Below are 18934 nucleotides of genomic sequence, written 5' to 3' on the forward strand. Positions count from 1 at the left end.
CATGAAAATACAAGAGTATAATCGAACAACGATTTAATCAGTGCTTCCTTAACCGCAAAATCACCTTCAAGCCAAAGCCCTGTGCCCTGTGCTATAATTAATGAAGTACATACCGTATTCATATGGAGGTCATACATGTCACAGAGTGCTATGCAGGAAATTACCTGCCCCAAATGCGGGAAGAAACATTCCTTTACCGTTTGGGACAGTATCAATACCATGGAAAATCCGGAAATGAAGGAAAAGGTCAGAAACGATGAAGCCTTCCGGTACCGCTGCCCGGACTGCGGTGCCACATCCCTTCTGAATTACAATTTTCTTTACCACCAGCAGGAAGATAAGATTCTCATCTTTGTCGATGCCGATGGCTCTTCTCCCAAAGAAATGGAGTCCATCCTTTCCAGGCGTGGCAATGCCTTCGACAGTTATCTGAAACGGATTGTCCTTTCCTACAATGAATTCAAGGAAAAACTGCTGATCCTGGATGCAGGCCTGGACGACCGGATCGTGGAAATCATCAAGAGCTCCATCTGGGACAACGTGGACGAAAAGTACAAGGATAAGCATATCGATGAAATCTACTTTGCCACCAATGAGGACGGGGAGCATGGATTTCTCTTCCGGAAGGAAGGAAAGATGATTGCGTCCATGGAGTTTGATATGTCCCTGTACAACGCCATCAAAGAGGCGGCGCTGGCCAGGATTGATGTTCTCTCCCAGGGGGATCTCATCATCAACCGGGCCTGGGCGAAAGATATGATTACCCGCATGGGCTGATTCAGAAATAAAAGGAGCATTGAAACCGAGGTTTCAATGCTCCTTTTTTATGGGAAATGGAATATTTATGGCTGGCGCCATTTTGGCGGGGCTGGCTCCTGACCGCTGGGTTCCCAAAAATTAACCGGCTTTCTCACGGGGAGGTGTTGGCACATTCGTGCGAAAGTAGATGATGAATTTTACATGGCCGCCTTCCTGGGTGAAGTCCTTGTATCCTTTGTACTGCTCTATAAACTTCCGGATAGAAATCATCCCTATTCCATGGCCTTTGCGGCTGGTTCTGGGAAATCCATCTTTATCAAAATCGATAGGCTTGGAGCAGTAATTCTCTACAGCCAGGATGGCCTGTTGTCCTTTCACCTGCAGGTGGACATCGAGGAACCGCTTATCCTTTGGCTCCCGGGAGGTAATGCGGATGCCGTTTTCCAGAAGGTTCGCCAGTACCACCGCCAGCTGTTCTTCGAGGATGGGCACCTTTTCGGGAAAATTGATATGGACGCTTACAGTAAATCCTTCGCCCTTCGCCCTGTTGATGTACACGGACAGGATGGCGTTGATATAGGGGTTCAGTGAATAGGGGCGGATAGCGGTTTTATCGAGCTGGGTATCGTAGGACTCCAGGGCCTTCAGGGCTTCTTCTTTTTTATCGTCATGGATGAGGGCGTACACCAGTTGGATATGGTGGCGCATGTCGTGGCGAAGAATAGAAAATTTCTTTGTTCCCTGCTGTACGAGGAGGGTGTAGTTCTGGAGAAAATGGATGGTCTTCCGCTGGGTGTCGTTCATGCTGCGCAGGTGGATTTCGCTGGCCAGATTCTCGTCTTCCAGGCGGACCCCTTTATAGAGGAGGAAAAAGCAGGCTGCTGTGATAATGCGCATGGAAATGCGGTCGGGCTGCCAGAAATAGGGGTCCATGTTCAGGTTCTGGGGGTACTGGATAAGAAGAATGGCCAGTGGGAGAGCCGCCATATAGTAACCGTAGGGTTTATCGCTCATGAGGAGGGATGACGGCCGCATGCGGCGGAAAAGATAGATACTCAAGGGAAGCAGGGCAGCATTCACGAGGGGATCCATGGCGGCAATGACCAGTACCTGTTCTGTGCTTACATCAATTTGAAAGAAATGGTACACCAGGATGGCCGTTATGGTGTGCATGGTACTGGCCCAGAGTCCCTGCATGCCGCCGGTATAGAACTGCTGGGCGATACGGGTGTGAAACCAGAAGAATGTGGCCGCCACATACAGGAAGGCCCCCATGGAATGGGCGGTCTTCAGGTAGGGCACCTGGGTGTCGGGATCCTGGAAAAACAGCACATACACGGGAAACATGAGGACAGCAATGACCGCATAGGACCAGAAGAGTTCTTTCTTTTTGCGCCGGGAGAGAACGTCATGAAATGGTTCATACCGGATCAGGGCGCCTGCCAGGTGGATAAAAGTCACGCTGCCGGCCAGGAGGAATGCAAGCTCCATGGATTCATCACCTTTCCTGAAATTGCTGTTTATGGGTAGAGTTACTTGCGTAAGTGGCTTCCCCCGGTTGTAGAATGGCAGACAATCAGACCGCCCGTTTCAGACAGGTATAGCGGCGAAGCCGTGGATCCTTTTTTTCAGTCACTTTTCTCAGGGAAGAGTGACCCTGCATGCAGGCATGCCAAAGATAAAGATAAGGATAAAGACATCAGGCGTCTTTGGCACACGATTTCTCCGGCACATCCATACGGAAATAAATGACGAATTTTACATGGCCATCGGTCTGGCTGAAGTCTTTATATCCCTTATATTGTTCTATAAACCGGCGGGTAGAGACCATGCCGATGCCATGGCCCTTTTTCGTGGTGGAAGGAAATCCTTCTGCATTGAAAACAATGGGTTTGGAACAGTAATTTTCCACTTCTAGCACCGCCTGCTTCCCTTTGGCCTGCAGGTGGACTTCCAGGAACCGTTTTTCCACTGGTTCACGAGAAGTGACACGGATGGCATTTTCCATAAGATTTGCCAGCACCACGGCCAGCTGCTCTTCCAGAATAGGAACACTTTCGGGAAAATTAATCTGGGTGGTGACGGAAAAACCTTCTTCCCGGGCCCGGTTGATGTATACCGACAGGATGGCATTGATATAGGGATTCAAAGAGTAAGGCCGGACTGCGGTCTTATCGAGCTGGGTATCGAAGGATTCCAAGGCCTTCAGGGCCTCTTCCTTTTTATCATCATGGATGAGGGCGTACACCAGCTGGATGTGATGGCGCATATCGTGACGGAGGATGGAGAATTTCTTTGTTCCCTGCTGGATGAGAAGGGTATAGCTCTGAAGAAAATGGATGGTTTTCCGCTGGGTATCGTTCACGCTCCGCAGGTGGATTTCGCTGGCCAGGTTTTCGTCTTCCAGACGGACACCTTTATACATGATGAAGAAGCACACCGCCGTAATGACGCGCATAAGGATTCGGTTCGTATTCCAGAAGAACTGGTCCATGTTGATATTCTGGGGCACCTGGATGAATACGATGGCCAGCGGAAGAAGAGCCATGTAATAGCCATAGGGCTTATCCCCCATGAGCAGGGAGGATGGACGCATCCGGCGGAACATGTACAGGCTGCATGGCAGGAGCAGCAGATTGCAGAGCGGGTCAATCACGGAAATGGTAAAAAGCTGGTCCTGGGCCGTATCGATATGAAGTACATAATAAATGAGAATTCCGGCGGCGGTGTGTATGGTACTGACCCAGAGCCCGGACATGCCGAAAATATACAGCTGCTGGGCGATACGGGTATGGAACCAGAAAAGACCGGCTGCCACGTAAACGAAAACTCCAAGGGAAAATGCAATCTTCAGGTAGGGCACCCGGGTGGCTGGATTTTCGAAAAGTTTCATATAAACAAAAAACATGATGGCCGCCAGGACCAGATAGGAGAAAAGCATACCCCTTTTCTGTTTCCTGCTGAGTACATCGTGAAAAGGAACATAGCGAATCAGTGCTCCTATGAGATGGGTGATTGTCACTGTGACAGGCATCAGAATGTCAAGTTCCATCTGCAGGCCCCCGAAATAGAAAAAAGAATTACAGGCTGCCCCGGTCCCTTGCTGGGGGACCAGGAAAGCACTGATTAATTGGCAGAGTCAGATTTCATAAGGATTTTTATGCACTGCTTCGTCATAATCGGCCAAGGATAAAAGGAAGGCGCTTTGATGTGCAGAAAAAGCGCCAACTTACCTTGACCTCAGCAGTCCTATGCAGGACTGCTGCTTTAAATAACGCGCTATTCGCATCGGATTATTTCTTGCATTGTATAAAAATCCAAGAATGAAATCTGACAACGATTTAATCAGCGCTTCCCTGGTTATTTTTTTACGGCAGGCAGCCGGAAGTAAATTTCAAAACGAACGATTCCATCGTTCCAGGTAAAATTCTTGAAACCATCGTAGCGCTTAATAAACCGGTGGACCGAAGCCATGCCGGTACCCCGGCCGGGCTCTGGTGCCTGTGGATAGCCCTCATCATCGAAATGAAGTGGCTTTTCACAGTAGTTTTCCACAGCAAGGATGACCTGATTCCCTTTCTGCTGCAGGTTCAGCCGGAGAAAACGATACTTCGGATTTTCTTTCTCCGATACCCGGATGGCATTTTCCAGGAGGTTTGCCAGGAGAAGCCCCAGCTCTTCCTGAAGTCCCGGGATATTGTTGGGGAAACTGATGCGCTGGGATACCGGAATGCCCGCATTTTTTGCCTTGTGGAGATAGACAGACAGGATGGCATTGATGTAGGGATTCAGGCAGTAGGGATGGATGACCGACTTTTCCAGGTCATCATCGTAGGTTTCCAGCAGGGAGAGAGCCTCTTCCTGCTTTCCTTCAGCAATCAGTTTATAGATGGTATGGATATTGTGGCGCACATCATGGCGCAGGATGGAGCCCTGTTTCATGGTGTCCTGTACGAGAATGGTGTAGTTCTGGAAGAACCGGATGGCCTTATCCCTGATTTCATCGGCACTCCGGAGGAGCACCATGCCCTCCAGGTCCCGGGCCTCCAGGTATACGTAGCGGTACAGGGCGTAGAAAGCAAAGGCCGAAATGAATCGGGCCGCCAGTTTGTCTATGCTCCAGAGCCGGTCGTCCATGCTGATGGGAATCAGCATGAGGGAAATGATGATGGGCAGGGAGGCAATGTAGTAACCGTAGGATTTTTCATTGATGAGCTGGGGAGAGGGACACATGTGGCGGAAAATATGGATGCTGATGGGGAAGGTCAGGATAAAAGCAACCATGTATCCGATGAGTTCCATATTCAGCTTATCGATGAGGGAGAGGTCCTGTACCATGGCCATGACGGAAATCATACTCAGGGTGTGGAGGAAAGAAATCCAGAGCCCCTGCATGCCCAGGACGAAAACCTGCTGGGCCACCATCTTCGGCAGCCAAAGGAAGGACAGCAGGAAATAGGGCAGCCACCCCAGGGCGAGGGATGTCTTATATATGGGAACAAGCCTGCCGGGCTGGGAAAAGAGATAAGTAAAAATCAGCAGGTTCACAAGGCCCAGGGCCAGAAAGGACAGGGCGGCATAGTTCCGTTTCTTTTTGGAAATGTAGTCGCGAAACGATTCGTACCAGATAAAACGGCCGGCCAGGTGAATGACCATCGTACACAGGGCCAGAGAAAAAGTATTTTCCATGATGAAACTCCTCGATTGGAAAAACAGTATAAAACTGGCATAAAGGGTTCATGGTTTGCCAAAGTCCGATCAGGGTGGAGAAGGGCCAGGACTTTGGCAGATGGGGAAATTGCAGTCAATGGCCGTTGAAAAGTGCAAGGGAATGGAATGACTGTAGAAAATAATATAATAAAATCCTCTATTTGGATAGCAGGTACTGCATGTAGTGATTCTTGACTTCCTTCTTTTTCCGGCGGCTGATGGGGATCACCGTGCCATCGGTGAGGCGGAAGGATTCATCGTCCATGGATTCGATGAAGTCCATGTTAAGGAGCACCTTATGGTAACATTCAAAGAACCGGCGATCATCGGACAGGGTTTCTGCCACTTCCTGGAACATTTCCCGGGTGGGGGCTTCCTTATCCTTCATGTGGATAGTGGCGGTGCGGCTTTTGTTGCAGTCGATATACATGATGCGGCTGAGCGGAAATTTCAGGGTTTCGTTTCCGGGAATCCGCAGAATAAGGGCTGCCGGTTTCAGGGCACCCGGCGGCAACGCCCGGTTCAGTGCAGAGAACAGGTCATCTTTGTGGCTGATGAGGGGTTTCAGGATATAGCCCAATGCGAAGACCTGGTAGCTTTCCAGCGCATGTTCCCGGCTGGTGGTAAGAAAGAGAATTTTTACATCTTCATCTTTCTGTCGGATATTTTTTGCCGCCTCTATGCCATCCATACTGGGCATATAGATATCCAGGAATATGAGGTCGAATTTGCCTTCTTCAAATTCAGACAGGAAAGAAGGACCATCAAGATAGGTGGAAATAGAGATTTCCATATCCCTGGCGTCCTCACGGGATTCGAAATAGGATTTTACATAGCGCTGTCCGATTTCAATATCCGTCGGGCTGTCGTCGATCAGAGCAATTCGGATCATGGTAGAAAGTTCCCCCGGAAACAAAAGAAAAATCTTTAAGGAAGTACTGATACAATCTGATTCTGCAAATTCATCTACGCTTCCTTAAATACAGTGAATTTTCTCTATTATACTTCATCGAAAAGTAGCGTGACAATGGGGAAAGAGGGAAAGGCAAGCTCCTTTCGGGGCGGAATCATCGGCCCAGGGACACAGGCTTTTCAACAGATTGAAAGTTTTCGTATCATGAATTCCATCCATCCGTATAAAAAACATTGACGGGATTGCGACATTTTTTTATAATAGATTCAGTACTGGAAAAACCAAATTAGTACTGGAGGTAACTATGAAAGACAGACTGGTGAAAGCGACGCTGGAGGAAATGAAAGCCCGGTCCCTCAAATTTACCATGGATGACCTGGCGAAAAAGCTTCATGCCAGCAAGAGTTCCATTTATAAAATCGTGGATTCCAAGAAAGACCTGGTGCACCTTGTGATGCACTGGGCCATGGAACGGTTTGACAGCCGGGCAAAGTCCCTTGTCCACGGGGAGGGACCGGTGAACAGCCGGCTCATGGCATTCTGCGGCCTTTTCTTTGAGACCTTCTGGTACCTGCCGGAAGCGGTGAATGAGGACCTTCAGAACCGGTATGAAGATATATGGCAGGAGTGGAACCAGTTCCGGGAAGCCAAGTTTGATGACATGATGGCCCTTCTGAAGGAGGGCGTGGAAAAAGGGGAATACCGGAATGTGAATCTTCCCGTGGTGCGGCAGTGTGTATTTTATGCGGCCCGGGGGCTCACGGATCCGGCATTTCTGAAGGAAATGAATATGACCGGCCAGGATGTGCTGGAACTTCTGGAAGACATCATGCTGAAGGGGCTGGAAGCCCATAAGCAGGGTGGAGAAGATAAGAAAAAGGGAGAGGGAAAATGATGAGAACTTGGAAGAAATGGATTGCGGCAGGCCTTCTTGGCACATCCATCCTCATGGCAGGCTGCGGCCAGCAGGCGGCGGTTTCCCACCAGGCGCCCCTGGTGAAAACGGTGGTGGCCGGGGAATCGGTGAAAGGGGAAAAGACCACATTCTCCGGCACGGTCCACGGCTATTTTGAGTCGCCCCTGGCGTTCCAGACCGGCGGCCGTATCATGGCCCGGTATGTGGATCAGGGCCAGCGGGTTTCTGCCGGCGACGTGCTGATGAAAGTGGACTCCAAAGATGCAGAAGAGCAGGTGGCTTCAGCCCGGAGCGCCCTTACCTCCGCCCAGGCATCGGCGGACCTGGCCTATTCCACGGAAGCCCGGTACAGGCAGCTCCATCAGGCCAATGCCATTTCGGATCTCACCATGGACCAGGTGAGCAACAAATCGGATCTGGCCAGGGCCCAGCTGGACTCTGCACAGGCCGCCCTGGCCCGGGCACAGAATAACCTGGGCTTTACCCTCCTCACCGCTGACCGGGACGGAGTCATCGGCTCCACCATGTATGAAGTGGGTCAGGTGGTCTCTGCCGGTACACCGGTGGTGACCATCATCGATGATTCGAGGAAGGATGTCCATATTTCCCTCACAGAAAAACAATATAAATCCTATGCTGTCGGCACGCCGGCTACGGTGACCTTCTGGGCCCTCCCGGGAGTGACGGTGGAAGGGACGGTGCGGGATATCGCAGCTTCTCCGAATACGAATACCGGCACCTACGATGCGAAAGTAACGCTGATCGACCCGCCGGATTCCGTGGTGGTAGGCATGACGGCGGAAGTGAAATTCGGCAGCCGGAAGGAAGGGGAAGGATTCATGGTGCCCCTTTCGGCCATGGCCACCCAGAGTGAAAAGCCGGCGGTTTGGGTAGTGAAGGACAATAAGGTCCATCTCCAAGAAGTAACCACCGGCCGCTACGGTGAAGATACGGTAGAAATCACCGGAGGCATTGATAAGGGGGACCGCATCGTTTCCGCCGGAGCCTCTAAGCTCACGGAAGGGGAAGAGGTGAGAACATGAAAGGGGTGAACCTGGCGGAATGGGCGATTCGCCACAAGCAGATCGTCTATTTCTTCATCATTTCCATCATTATCGGCGGGATCTTCTCTTACTTCCGCCTGGGCCGCAGCGAGGACCCGAATTTTACCATCCGTGAAATGGTCATCGCCGCTGCCTGGCCCGGCGCTACGGCGGAGCAGATCACGGACCAGGTCACCTATCCCCTGGAGCGGAAGCTGCAGGATACGAAGGGGCTGGACTATATCAAGTCCTTTACCCACGACGGGAAGACCGTCATTTACGTGGACCTGAAGGACAGCGTGCCGAAGTCGGAAGTCCAGCAGCGGTGGCATGACGTGCGGAATGCGGTCACCGATGTATGGAGCGATATGCCCTCCGGTGTGCAGGGACCGGTCATCAACGACCGTTTCGATGATGTGTACGGATCCATTTATGCCCTGACCGGCAACGATTACAGTTACGAAGAAAAACGTAAATATGCGGAAGATATCCGCCGCCGTCTGGTACTGGTGCCGGACGTGCAGCAGGTGAAGCTCCTGGGCGTGCAGGAACAGATGATTTACGTGGAAATGGACCAGAACAAGCTGGCTTCCTTCGGCCTGTCTCCGTCTGATATTTACGGTATCATCAAACAGCAGTCCGCCATGATGCCCGCAGGCACCATTCACACGGATTCCCGGAACGTGGCTATCCGGGTGGAAGGACTCCTGGGCACCACGGAAGCTTTGAAAAATATCCCCATCCATGTGGGTGAACGGAATTTCCACTTAGGCGACGTGGCGAAGGTCACCCAGACCTATACGGATCCGGAAACCTCCCTCATGTACTTCAACGGCAAGCCGGCCATCGGCATCGCCGTGGCCATGGCAGATGGCGGCAATAACCTCACCCTGGGAAAGAACCTCCAGGCCGCTGTGGACAATATGAAATCGGAACTCCCGGCAGGCATGGACGTGGACCTGGTGGCGGACCAGCCGAAGGTGGTCAATAACTCCATTGCTGAATTCACGGAAGCCCTCATCGAAGCCCTCATCATCGTCATGGCGGTGAGTTTCCTGTCCCTGGGCCTTCGGAGCGGCATGGTGCTGGCCATGTGCGTCCCGGTGGTGGTGTGCGCTTCCTTCCTCTTCATGAAATGGCGGGGCATCGACCTTCATATCGTATCCCTTGGGTCCCTCATCGTATCTCTGGGGCTTCTGGTGGATGATGCCATCATCGTTATCGAAATGATGCAGGTGAAGCTGGAACACGGATGCGGCCGTATGGAATCGGCAGAAGGGGCCTACAAGGCCTGTGCTGCCCCCATGCTGGCGGGCACCCTGATTACAGCGGCCGGCTTTATCCCCGTAGGCCTGGCGGAAGGGCAGGTCACGGAATATACGAATTCCCTTTTCTGGGTCATTGGTTCTACCCTGCTCCTTTCCTGGATTGCCTCTATTTTCGTGAGCCCGGTGCTGGGGTACCAGTTCATTAAACTGGGCAAGCCGAACCCCATCAAAGTGAAAATCCAGGACAAAGCCTACGGCGCTTTCCGGAAGGCAGTGAAACTGTTCGTCCACTACCGGAAGACCGCCATCATCGGCGTTGGGGCCCTCTTTGTATTTGCCCTCATGACCCTGCCCCTGGTGAACCATGAATTCTTCCCCTCCTCCGTGCGGCCGGAAATTATTCTTGATGTGAACCTGCCCTCCGGGGCCTCCATCAAGGATACGAAGAAAGTCATGTCCGCCGCGGCAGACAGTCTCTACGGTGATGACCGGGTGTCCTCCTTCTCCACTTACATCGGTGATACGGCGCCCCGTTTCATTCTCCTCTTCAACCCCCAGGCAGCGGAAGACGACCATGGCCAGATGATTATCGTGGCCAAGGACACCACTTCCCGGGATACCCTGCGGAAAGACGTGGAATCCATGCTGGCAGAGCAGTATCCGGAAGTCCGGGCCCATACCCGGCTCATCCAGACCGGCCCGCCGGCGGAATATCCGGTGATGCTCCGCCTCCGCGGACCTGATGCCGGCAAGACGGCAGCCCTGGCGGAAGAAGCACTGGCCCTGGTGAAAGAGCATCCGAATGTTACCAATGCATCCCTGGACTGGCCCCAGCAGACACCGACCATCCATCTCAATATCAACCAGGATAAGGTGCGGGAACTGGGCATCGACAACTACGCCGTATCCCAGGACCTCTATGTGAAACTGTCGGGCTATAAAGTGGCGGAATCCTACCAGGGGGACCAGCTGGTGCCCATTTCCTTCCGCCTGGAAGGGGACAATACGGCCCGCATGGCAAACCTGGCTTCCCTGCCGGTGCATGTAGGAAACGGCCGTTACGTACCGCTCGGTGAATTTGCGGATATTTCCTACCAGAATGAAACAAGTACCATCTGGCGGAGAAATATCGAGCCCTGCATCACCATCCGAAGCGATGTGACCGGCGGCGTGACCAGTGACTCCGTGGCCTCCGCCCTCTACGACAAGACCCTGAAGGATTTCCGGAATAACCTGCCCGATGGCTATACCCTGGAAAAAGATGGCACCCTGGAACGGAGCGATACGTCCATGGGCCAGATCATGGCCACCGTGCCTATTATGATCTTCATCATCCTCATGGTGCTCATGTTCGAGCTGAAGGACCTCCGGCTCATGGTGATTGCCGCCATCTCGGCGCCCCTTGGTATGATCGGCTGCATTCTGACCCTGGTGGTAACCCAGAAGCCCATGGGCTTCGTGGCCATCATCGGTATGCTGGCCATCGGCGGCATGGTGGTGCGAAACAGTATCATTCTCCTGGACCAGATCCGGCAGCACCTGGAAAGCGGTATGGACCCCTACCATGCGGTCATTGAGTCTGCGGTCCTCCGCTTCCGCCCCATCATGCTCACCTCCTTTGCGGAAGTGCTCGGCATGATTCCCCTGCTCCCGAATCCTTTCTGGAGCCCCATGTCCGCAGCCTTCATCGGCGGCCTTTCCGTGGCAACGCCCCTGGGTCTCCTCTTCGTTCCTGCCCTCTATGCCTTCTGGTTCAAAGTTAAAGAACCGGAAGAAATTGTAGAACAGTTTGAAGAAGAAAAGGAAGAAAAAGCGGAACGGAAGGAAGCAAAGAAAAAGGCGAAAGAAGCTCATAAGAAATAAAAAGAATCCCCATCCGGTAACCCCGGATGGGGATTTTTTTGTTTAACCAGGGGGGCAGGAATCCTGTAAATGAGGCATAAGGGTGGTGGGTCGGACTGCGCTTCGCTGGTCCGACCGGGTTGTGGGTGCTTTGCACCGGGGGCATAAGGTACATCAGCCACCTTCGGTGGTATATTGCCTCATTTTCCACGGTTGCGGCGTAGCCGCTGAACCTCAACTTTCTTACCTCAAATCTCAATTCTGCCTTTTAAAACCCCTTCAGCCGTTCCGACAGTTTTTCTGCGTGGGCTTTGCAGTCTTTAATGACCCGATCCTTTACGAAGTCAGGGCTTACGCCGGGGATATAGGCACAGCCCAGGGTATAAATGGGTTCCTCATATTCCATGCCGCAGAGGGCCGCAATCTGCTGGAAATTGTAGAGAAAATCTTCAATAGGATGGTTGTTGGGACCTCCCACGCGGTAAGCGCTGGCGGGGCTGCCGGTGGTGAAGGAAAGCTGGAATTTCTTTCCCTTAAGCGCCGTGCCGCCGGTGCCGTAAGCAAAGCCATGGGCAAAGACATCTTCCACCCAGTGCTTCATGAGGGCAGGATAAGAATACCACTGGATGGGGAACTGGAAGACGATGACATCGGCGTCCTTCAGGAGCTCCTGTTCCTTTTTCACGTCGAAATCCCAGCCCGTTTCATCGAGACGGTGGAGCGTGAAATCAGGTCCCAGACCTTTCAGGGTTTCCAGAATGGTGCGGTTCGCGAGGGACTTATCCAGATGGGGATGACCGGATACAACAAGAATTTTTGCCATGGTAAAGACCTCCTTACAGGGAAATGTAACAGAACCTATACTATCCCTATTGTAACACAGGGAAGTAAAGGAAAGATAAAAAGAAGGTCGGTTACGGTGCTGTGATGGATTCATTCGTACAGGATGCCCTGGCATTTTCTACGCAAATGACTCTATCCATTGGTATATGAATTTTCTTTACCTTCTGTTTTCACGGACGTCGGAAATTGTGAAGACCACGAGGGAGATCCATATGGTGGAAAAGCCGAAGAGCTGGATGGCTGTAAAGGGCTCATGGTACAGGAAAAGGCCCAGGAGGAGGGACAGGCTGGGGGAGATGTACTGGCAGAATCCCAGTACATTCAATGGCAGGTGGTTGGCTCCGGCGGAAAAGAGGAGGAGCGGCAGGGCCGTCACCGCACCGGCACCGAGAAGGCAGAGGGTGAATTGGGTATTTCCCGTAAGGAAATGGCCGCTTCCGCTATGCCACAGGAAAAGGACGTATCCCAGGGCCAGGGGCAGCACGATGAGGGTTTCCAGGGTAATGCTGACGAAAGGGCTGATATGGAGTTCCTTTTTGGCGGCGCCATAGAGGGCAAAAGTCAATGCCAGCCCCAAAGACACCAAAGGAAAATGGCCGAGAAAGAAACTCATGCCCAGAATGCCGAAGAAGGCAATGCCGATGGAAAACCACTTCAGCTTCGAGAGACGTTCATGGAAGAGGAGAACTCCCAGGAAGACGCTGACCAGGGGATTGATGTAATAGCCGAAGCTGGAATCCACGATGTGGTCATGGGTGACAGCCCAGATGAAGATACACCAGTTGGCGGTGATAAGGAAGGCAGCGGAAACCATGAGGAATCCCCGCTTCACGTGGGCCATGAGCTCTCTGACCGTATCCCGGAATTCCCTGCCTTTTCTGAGAAAAGCAAGAACCAGCACCATACAGGCGAAGGACCACAGGATACGGTGGGCCAGGATTTCATAGGCACCCACTCCTTCCAGCAGTTTCCAGTACAGTGGCAGTATGCCCCAGAGCAGGTATCCCGAAAGGGCTGCCAGAAGCCCTTCTTTTCTTTCTGCCATCCTATAGACCTCCTCCTTTTGATGAAAGCTATCATACCATTGTTTCCCGCAAAAAGACAGGTGGTTTCTTTATGGTTACAGAGAACCGGGCTGGGAAAAGGGATAAAAAAAGAGCTGCAGTAAATTCTGCAGCTCCCAGGGACACAGGGGACTCCATTATTCTCCCATGAGGACTTTCTTATTGTCCGGTCCCGGTGTGGTGACGACGATTTTGTTCGGAGTAATGATGAGGGCCCCTTTAGCATCGCAGGCACCATGGAAAAGTTCTTTGGCCATGGCCTTGAATTTTTCCACCACCGGACCTTCGGTCACATATTCTGCGCTGCCCTTGACCTGGTATCCTTCCGATGTCTTGGGATCATAGGCGGAAATGGCAATGCGGTGGTTCGCTTCCACATTAGCTAGGGTCTGTTTCAGGAATACATCGCCCACGGCCAGCTTCCCGTCATCCAGGACAGCCTTGAAGCCTACAGGTACTACATTCGGGAATCCTTTGCTGCAGACCGTAGCCACTTCCCACAGATTGTTTTCCAGGATCTTTTTTACATTTTCATCCATTTGAAGAGCCTCCTTATTATTAAACAACTGTATGTATTATAGTTCCTTCGAAAGCCAGATGAAAGGGGACAGAGGGGAAAAGGAAATGGGGGCACTGCCAATTTCAGTATTGCGAGTTGTTGGAGATTGGCGGTTGGCATGTTTGTGTGCAGAATCACTCGCATGGGGCTGCTAGCTTCTAGCTGTTAGCAGCTAGGAAAGCTGACCCGCCTGCGGTGCTTTCCCCCTGATGTTTCCGCCGGTCATTCGTGCCGTAGGCTGTAGAGCTTTCCTAATTCTAGAAGCCCCGCACGAATGACTCTATCCCTCAGCGGCGCCCAACCGTATGAAAAACAGTGAACGATATCAAAAATTCTGTGCTATAATAGGGCAAATACCAGTTAGTTACCTTACGTAAGGAGTGATGGCGATGAAATATACAAAAACAGCAGCCTTTATCTGTGCACTGCTTGTCTGCAGCGGCGGACTGTCCCAGGCGGCGGACAAGAAATCGGACAACGTACTGCCCCAGCGGTTTTCCGATGCCATGACCTGGAACCTCCAGAACCGGCCCCAGGACATTACGGTGACCAAGGTGGCGGTTCCCGTGGAGAGCTCTTCCCATAGCGGAACTTCCCAGGGGACCCAGCCTGCCAACGGCATGCCTCCGGCACCGCCTTCCGGGGACGGCACCATGACCCCTCCGCCCGGTGGATTTAACCCGCCGGACCATGTGACCCAGGGCACCGCCGCCAGGAATATTACAGAAAATACGACTATTGCGGACCAGGTCTTCGGCTCCACCGGGGACGATGAAAATGCCCTCCGCATCACCGGCGCTTCGGTGACGTTGAAGGAAGTTTCCATCGATAAGCAGGAAGGCAAATCCTCCAGCACCGAAGGCGGCGATTTCTATGGTATGAATGCGGCCCTCCTGGCTACAGACGGAGCCCAGGTTACCATCGAGGATTCTACGGTCCACAGTTCTGCGGCCAACGGGAATGGCCTTTTCAGCTACGGCAAGGGTACGAAGATGATGGCAAAGAATGTGACTATCACCACCACCAGACATAATTCCGGCGGCATCCAGACCACCGGCGGCGGAGAGACAGAAGCGGAAAACCTGACCGTCGCTACCTCCGGCGATTCCTCTGCCGCCATCCGTTCCGACCGGGGCGGCGGTACGGTGCGGGTGAAAGGGGGGACCTTTGTCACTGCTGGCCATGGATCTCCAGCCATTTACTCCACCGCCGATATCGGAGTAGAAGGGGCTGCGCTGAAGGCGCTTCATTCCGAAGGGGCTGTGATCGAAGGGAAAAATAAGATTTCCCTCAAGAACTGCAGCCTCGAAGGCAGCATGGACAGCACCCGGGTCATGGGACAGCAGACCATCCGGGAAGAAAATGTCCATACCGTCATGATTTACCAGTCCATGAGCGGCGATGCAGAGCAAGGGGAATCGTCCTTCTCCATGGAAGGCGGCAGCCTTACGTCCCATAAGGGCGATGTCATTTATGTGACGAATACGGATTGCGCCATCCATTTGGATAATGTGAAAATTAAAAATGAAGACAACGATGGCGCCTTCCTCAGGGTAGCCGGAAACAGCGCTTCCCGGGGCTGGGGTAAAGCCGGCAGTAACGGCGGGAAAGCTGCCTTTACGGCGGACCACCAGAAACTGGACGGCACCATTGCGGTGGATACCATTTCCAGGCTCACCATGACCCTGGGCCAGGGAAGCACCTGGAAGGGGCAGGCGGAGATTCTTTCCAACGAAAAAGGAACCTCCAATGATGCCGGCATCTATCTCACCATTGCCAAAGGAGCCCAGTGGGACCTCACCGGCGACTCCACCGTCACCACACTGGATAATAAAGGTAAAATCAATACCCACGGCTACAGGCTGACGGTATTAAAAAAATAAATAGAGCACATAAAAAGCACCGATAATGATAAAGTCATCGGTGCTTTTATTTTGCGGGATTGCATGCTTACGGATAGAGCTGCCGGCACGGGGCTTTCAGGCAAACTCTACTGCCTGCGGCATGGCTGGCTTACAGTTGGAAGCGCTGCAGGCGAGCCGGCTCAACTCTAAAGGCTCAAAGCTTTGCTGCTAACCGTATTCCCTGCGATCAGAATTCTGGTCTCGATTTTTTACTTCGTTCCGAAAATGCGGTCCCCCGCATCGCCCAGGCCAGGGAGGATGTACTTATGTTCATTGAGCTTGCGGTCCAGGGAGGCCGTGAAAATCGGCACATCCGGATGGGCATCGTTTACCACTTCCACCCCTTCCGGAGCAGCCACGAGGCACATGAACTTAATATTCTTTACGCCCCTCTTTTTCATCATATCGATGGCTGCCACGGCACTGCCGCCGGTGGCGAGCATGGGGTCTACCAGAATGAAATCCCGGTTTTCCACGTCCGGCAGTTTGCAGTAATATTCGATGGGCTTTGCGGTTTCCGGATCCCGGTACAGGCCGATGACACCGACCCTGGCGGAAGGCATGAGGTCCAGAAGGCCGTCAACCATACCGAAACCGGCGCGGAGAATGGGGACGATGCCCACTTTCTTGCCAGCTACCCGTTTGCCCCGGGCTTTTTCCAAAGGCGTCTCGATTTCGATATCTTCCAGCGGCAGGTCCCGGGTCAGTTCATAACCCATGAGAAGGGTGATTTCCTTCAGGAGACGGCGGAATTCGCCGGAACTGGTATCCTTGGAACGCATAATGGTGAGTTTGTGCTGGATCAGCGGATGGTCAATAATGTGAATCTGCATAGGTGCCTCCCTGTAATGTAATCATAGAATAAACGAATTTACCGTACCTATTTTAGCACACCTGCCCATAGAATCCCATTGGTTATAAAAGAAGAGTGAAGAGAAAAGAGGGAAGAGTACATCTTCGGGCAAACGGCGTGCGCCAAAGATTTCAAAGCTGCAATGGCGCAGGGGGGATGATTGGGATAAGGCGGCAAGCCGCTGGGCCTTCACTCCCAGATTTCAATTCCGGCTTTCTTCCCGTCTTACACACCACGTTTGACAGGCGTCTATTCTTTACTACATGACAACTCCCTTGATTTGTTGTAAAATGTGGATATTGGACTATGATATCCTAGGTTTATAAGACATTGATCCAGTTTATGAAACCGTACTAAGAAAAGAGGAAATATATGAAACATAGCAAAATCACTGCCCTGCTCTGCGCCCTGGCTATTGCCGGAGTGGGAGCGCCTTCTGTGTTTGCAGAGGATGCGAAAGCGGCACCGGCAGGTGAGGCGGCTCCGGCAGCCGGAGAAACTGCCAAGGCACCGGAAGTGAATTACACCGATGCCCTGCTGAAGGGCCTGTCTTTGACCCTTCCGGACGTGGAAAAATCCGTAGAATCCGGCACATTCAAGAACCTGTCTCCGGAAGCGCCGAAGCCCGTCGTAGAGCAGCCTGTGGAACAGCCGGTAGAAGAACCGACACCGGAGCCGGAGCCGGAGCCGGAACCGGAGCCCACCCCGGCACCGGCAGCAAAGTACACCGCTGACCAGGGGGATACGGCCAATGAACTCACCAGCGATGGCACCTACGATGGCCAGACCTATGTTTCCCAGAAGGCCAATGAAAATGCCCTCCGCGTATCCATGGCCTACATCAGCGCCACCGGCGATACCATTACGAAATCCGGCGACGTGGATGATGTCACCAATTCCGACCTCTATGGTAAAAATGCGGCCCTCCTCGTAAGCCACGGCGGTCACGGCGCTTTCACGAAAGCAAAAATTTCCACCACCGGCAACGGAGCCGTCGGTGCCTACGGATACAGCAAAGGCACTTATATCAACCTCACTGACTCCACCGTAGATACCACAGGAAACTTTGCTCCTGCCGTAGAACTTTCTGAAAAAGCCATGATGAAACTGTCCGGCAGCACCGTATCCACCGCGGGCTACGGTTCCCCGGCCATCAAGGTTTCCAAGAACGGCGGCATCCTGCTGGCAGAAAACAGCAATTTCACCACCACCGGCCAGGAATCCCATGGTGTCTACACCAATGGGGATGTCACCGTTACCAATGGCACCGTGAATGCAAAGGCTACAAAGGCCGCAGTGATCAAAGGCAATAATACACTTACCCTGGAAAGCGCTACCCTTGAAGGCAATGAAACGAACTCTGTTCCCTACAACGTGGTCCTCTATGCCGATGAATCGGCTATCGGCACCATGGGCACCCAGCAGTTTAATGCCAAGGACTCCACCCTTATTTCCCATAAGGGCGGCATGTTCTACGTCACCAGCACCCATGGACGGATTACCCTCGAAAACACAGCCATCCAGCAGGACAATACCCTTCCGGTACTTACGGTGACCGGTAACGACGGCAGCTTCGGCTGGGGCAACCCCGGCAGTAACGGGGGCCACGTGGAACTGGTTCTCAAGAACCAGAAACTCGATGGTAATATCCTGGTAGACTCCATTTCCGATGTGAACGTGAACCTTACCGAAGGCTCCACCTGGACCGGCGCTGTCCACATCGTTCCCAACGCCCAGAATGGCGATGCCTATAAGACAAACGCCGACATCTTCATTTCCGAAGGCTCCACCTGGACCCTCACCGAAGACAGTGAAGCCACCACGGTAAACAATCTCGGCACCATCAATTACAATGGCCATACCATCAAACTGGCTGACGGCACAGTGATGAAGGGCTGAAAAAAATAAGAAACGAAAAACCGCAGGAATGGATCCTGCGGTTTTTTGCTGATGACTGTTTACTTATTGCACTCACCAGCTGAATGGTTCGTAAGGGTTGTGGGTGAACATTGCTGCGCTTGTTCACCGGGTTGTGGGCGCTTTGCGCCGGGGGCATAAGGTGGGGCTGGCTTCGCCGGAATGGGAGCTTTAGCTGTGTTCTCTAGGGAAGCGCTGATTAAATCGTTGTCAGATTTCATTCTTGTTTTTTTATACAATGCGAGGAATAATTCGACGCGAATAGCGAGCTATTTAAAGCAGCAGTCATGCATAGGACTGCTGAGGTCAAGGTAAGTTGGCGCTTTTTCTGCACATCAAAGCG

Annotated in this window: 14 protein-coding genes; 6 read left to right on the forward strand and 8 right to left on the reverse strand. The window is 52.5% G+C overall.

Annotated elements, in window-relative coordinates:
• Positions 1–135: 135 nt before the first annotated feature.
• Positions 136–777, forward strand: coding sequence for a CpXC domain-containing protein (locus QZR21_RS03225; RefSeq protein ID WP_296095905.1), 642 nt, complete (start codon positions 136–138; stop codon positions 775–777).
• Positions 778–897: 120 nt separating this feature from the next.
• On the opposite strand, the gene QZR21_RS03230 is transcribed toward QZR21_RS03225, so the two are convergent.
• From QZR21_RS03230 to QZR21_RS03245, 4 genes are all read right to left on the reverse strand, one after another.
• The gene (locus QZR21_RS03230; protein WP_296095903.1) at positions 898–2250 is read right to left on the reverse strand and encodes a sensor histidine kinase; all 1353 of its coding nucleotides are present in this window, start codon (positions 2248–2250) and stop codon (positions 898–900) included.
• Between the two features lie 208 nt (positions 2251–2458).
• On the reverse strand, positions 2459–3811 hold the full coding sequence (locus tag QZR21_RS03235; protein WP_296095901.1) for a sensor histidine kinase: 1353 nt from the start codon (positions 3809–3811) through the stop codon (positions 2459–2461).
• Between the two features lie 308 nt (positions 3812–4119).
• On the reverse strand, positions 4120–5448 hold the full coding sequence (locus QZR21_RS03240; RefSeq protein WP_296973728.1) for a GHKL domain-containing protein: 1329 nt from the start codon (positions 5446–5448) through the stop codon (positions 4120–4122).
• Between the two features lie 178 nt (positions 5449–5626).
• Positions 5627–6361 (reverse strand): LytTR family DNA-binding domain-containing protein, encoded by a 735-nt coding sequence (locus tag QZR21_RS03245; RefSeq protein ID WP_296973731.1) that lies wholly within the window; start codon positions 6359–6361, stop codon positions 5627–5629.
• A 325-nt stretch (positions 6362–6686) separates the two neighbouring features.
• Here QZR21_RS03245 and QZR21_RS03250 point away from each other — a divergent pair, with 325 nt between their 5' ends.
• From QZR21_RS03250 to QZR21_RS03260, 3 genes are read left to right on the forward strand one after another with little or no spacing between them, the layout of a single operon-like run.
• The gene (locus QZR21_RS03250; RefSeq protein WP_296095893.1) at positions 6687–7277 is read left to right on the forward strand and encodes a TetR/AcrR family transcriptional regulator; all 591 of its coding nucleotides are present in this window, start codon (positions 6687–6689) and stop codon (positions 7275–7277) included.
• Positions 7274–8341: an efflux RND transporter periplasmic adaptor subunit gene (locus QZR21_RS03255; protein ID WP_296095891.1), complete on the forward strand. Its 1068-nt coding sequence runs from the start codon at positions 7274–7276 to the stop codon at positions 8339–8341. Before QZR21_RS03250 ends, QZR21_RS03255 begins: the two co-directional genes overlap by 4 nt.
• Positions 8338–11472, forward strand: coding sequence for an efflux RND transporter permease subunit (locus QZR21_RS03260; protein WP_296095889.1), 3135 nt, complete (start codon positions 8338–8340; stop codon positions 11470–11472). Before QZR21_RS03255 ends, QZR21_RS03260 begins: the two co-directional genes overlap by 4 nt.
• A 247-nt stretch (positions 11473–11719) precedes the next feature.
• Here the strand turns inward: QZR21_RS03260 and QZR21_RS03265 are convergent, their stop codons facing one another.
• From QZR21_RS03265 to QZR21_RS03275, 3 genes are all read right to left on the reverse strand, one after another.
• Positions 11720–12274, reverse strand: a complete 555-nt coding sequence (locus QZR21_RS03265) for an NAD(P)H-dependent oxidoreductase (protein WP_296095886.1) — start codon at positions 12272–12274, stop codon at positions 11720–11722.
• A gap of 177 nt (positions 12275–12451) precedes the next feature.
• On the reverse strand, positions 12452–13339 hold the full coding sequence (gene rarD, locus QZR21_RS03270; RefSeq protein ID WP_296095885.1) for an EamA family transporter RarD: 888 nt from the start codon (positions 13337–13339) through the stop codon (positions 12452–12454).
• 156 nt (positions 13340–13495) lie between these two features.
• Positions 13496–13897 (reverse strand): pyridoxamine 5'-phosphate oxidase family protein, encoded by a 402-nt coding sequence (locus tag QZR21_RS03275; RefSeq protein ID WP_296095882.1) that lies wholly within the window; start codon positions 13895–13897, stop codon positions 13496–13498.
• A 409-nt stretch (positions 13898–14306) separates the two neighbouring features.
• On the opposite strand from QZR21_RS03275, the gene QZR21_RS03280 reads away from it, so the two are divergent.
• A complete protein-coding gene (locus QZR21_RS03280) occupies positions 14307–15800 on the forward strand; it encodes a hypothetical protein (protein ID WP_296095879.1) in 1494 nt (497 codons plus the stop codon).
• A gap of 230 nt (positions 15801–16030) precedes the next feature.
• Here the strand turns inward: QZR21_RS03280 and upp are convergent, their stop codons facing one another.
• Positions 16031–16654 (reverse strand): uracil phosphoribosyltransferase, encoded by a 624-nt coding sequence (gene upp / locus QZR21_RS03285; protein WP_296095877.1) that lies wholly within the window; start codon positions 16652–16654, stop codon positions 16031–16033.
• 392 nt (positions 16655–17046) lie between these two features.
• Between upp and QZR21_RS03290 the strand changes: the two genes are divergently transcribed.
• Positions 17047–18573 (forward strand): hypothetical protein, encoded by a 1527-nt coding sequence (locus QZR21_RS03290; RefSeq protein WP_296973739.1) that lies wholly within the window; start codon positions 17047–17049, stop codon positions 18571–18573.
• The last annotated feature ends 361 nt before the right edge of the window (positions 18574–18934 follow it).

Source organism: uncultured Dialister sp. (assembly GCF_900541605.1).
Taxonomy (GTDB): Bacteria; Bacillota; Negativicutes; order Veillonellales; family Dialisteraceae; genus Dialister.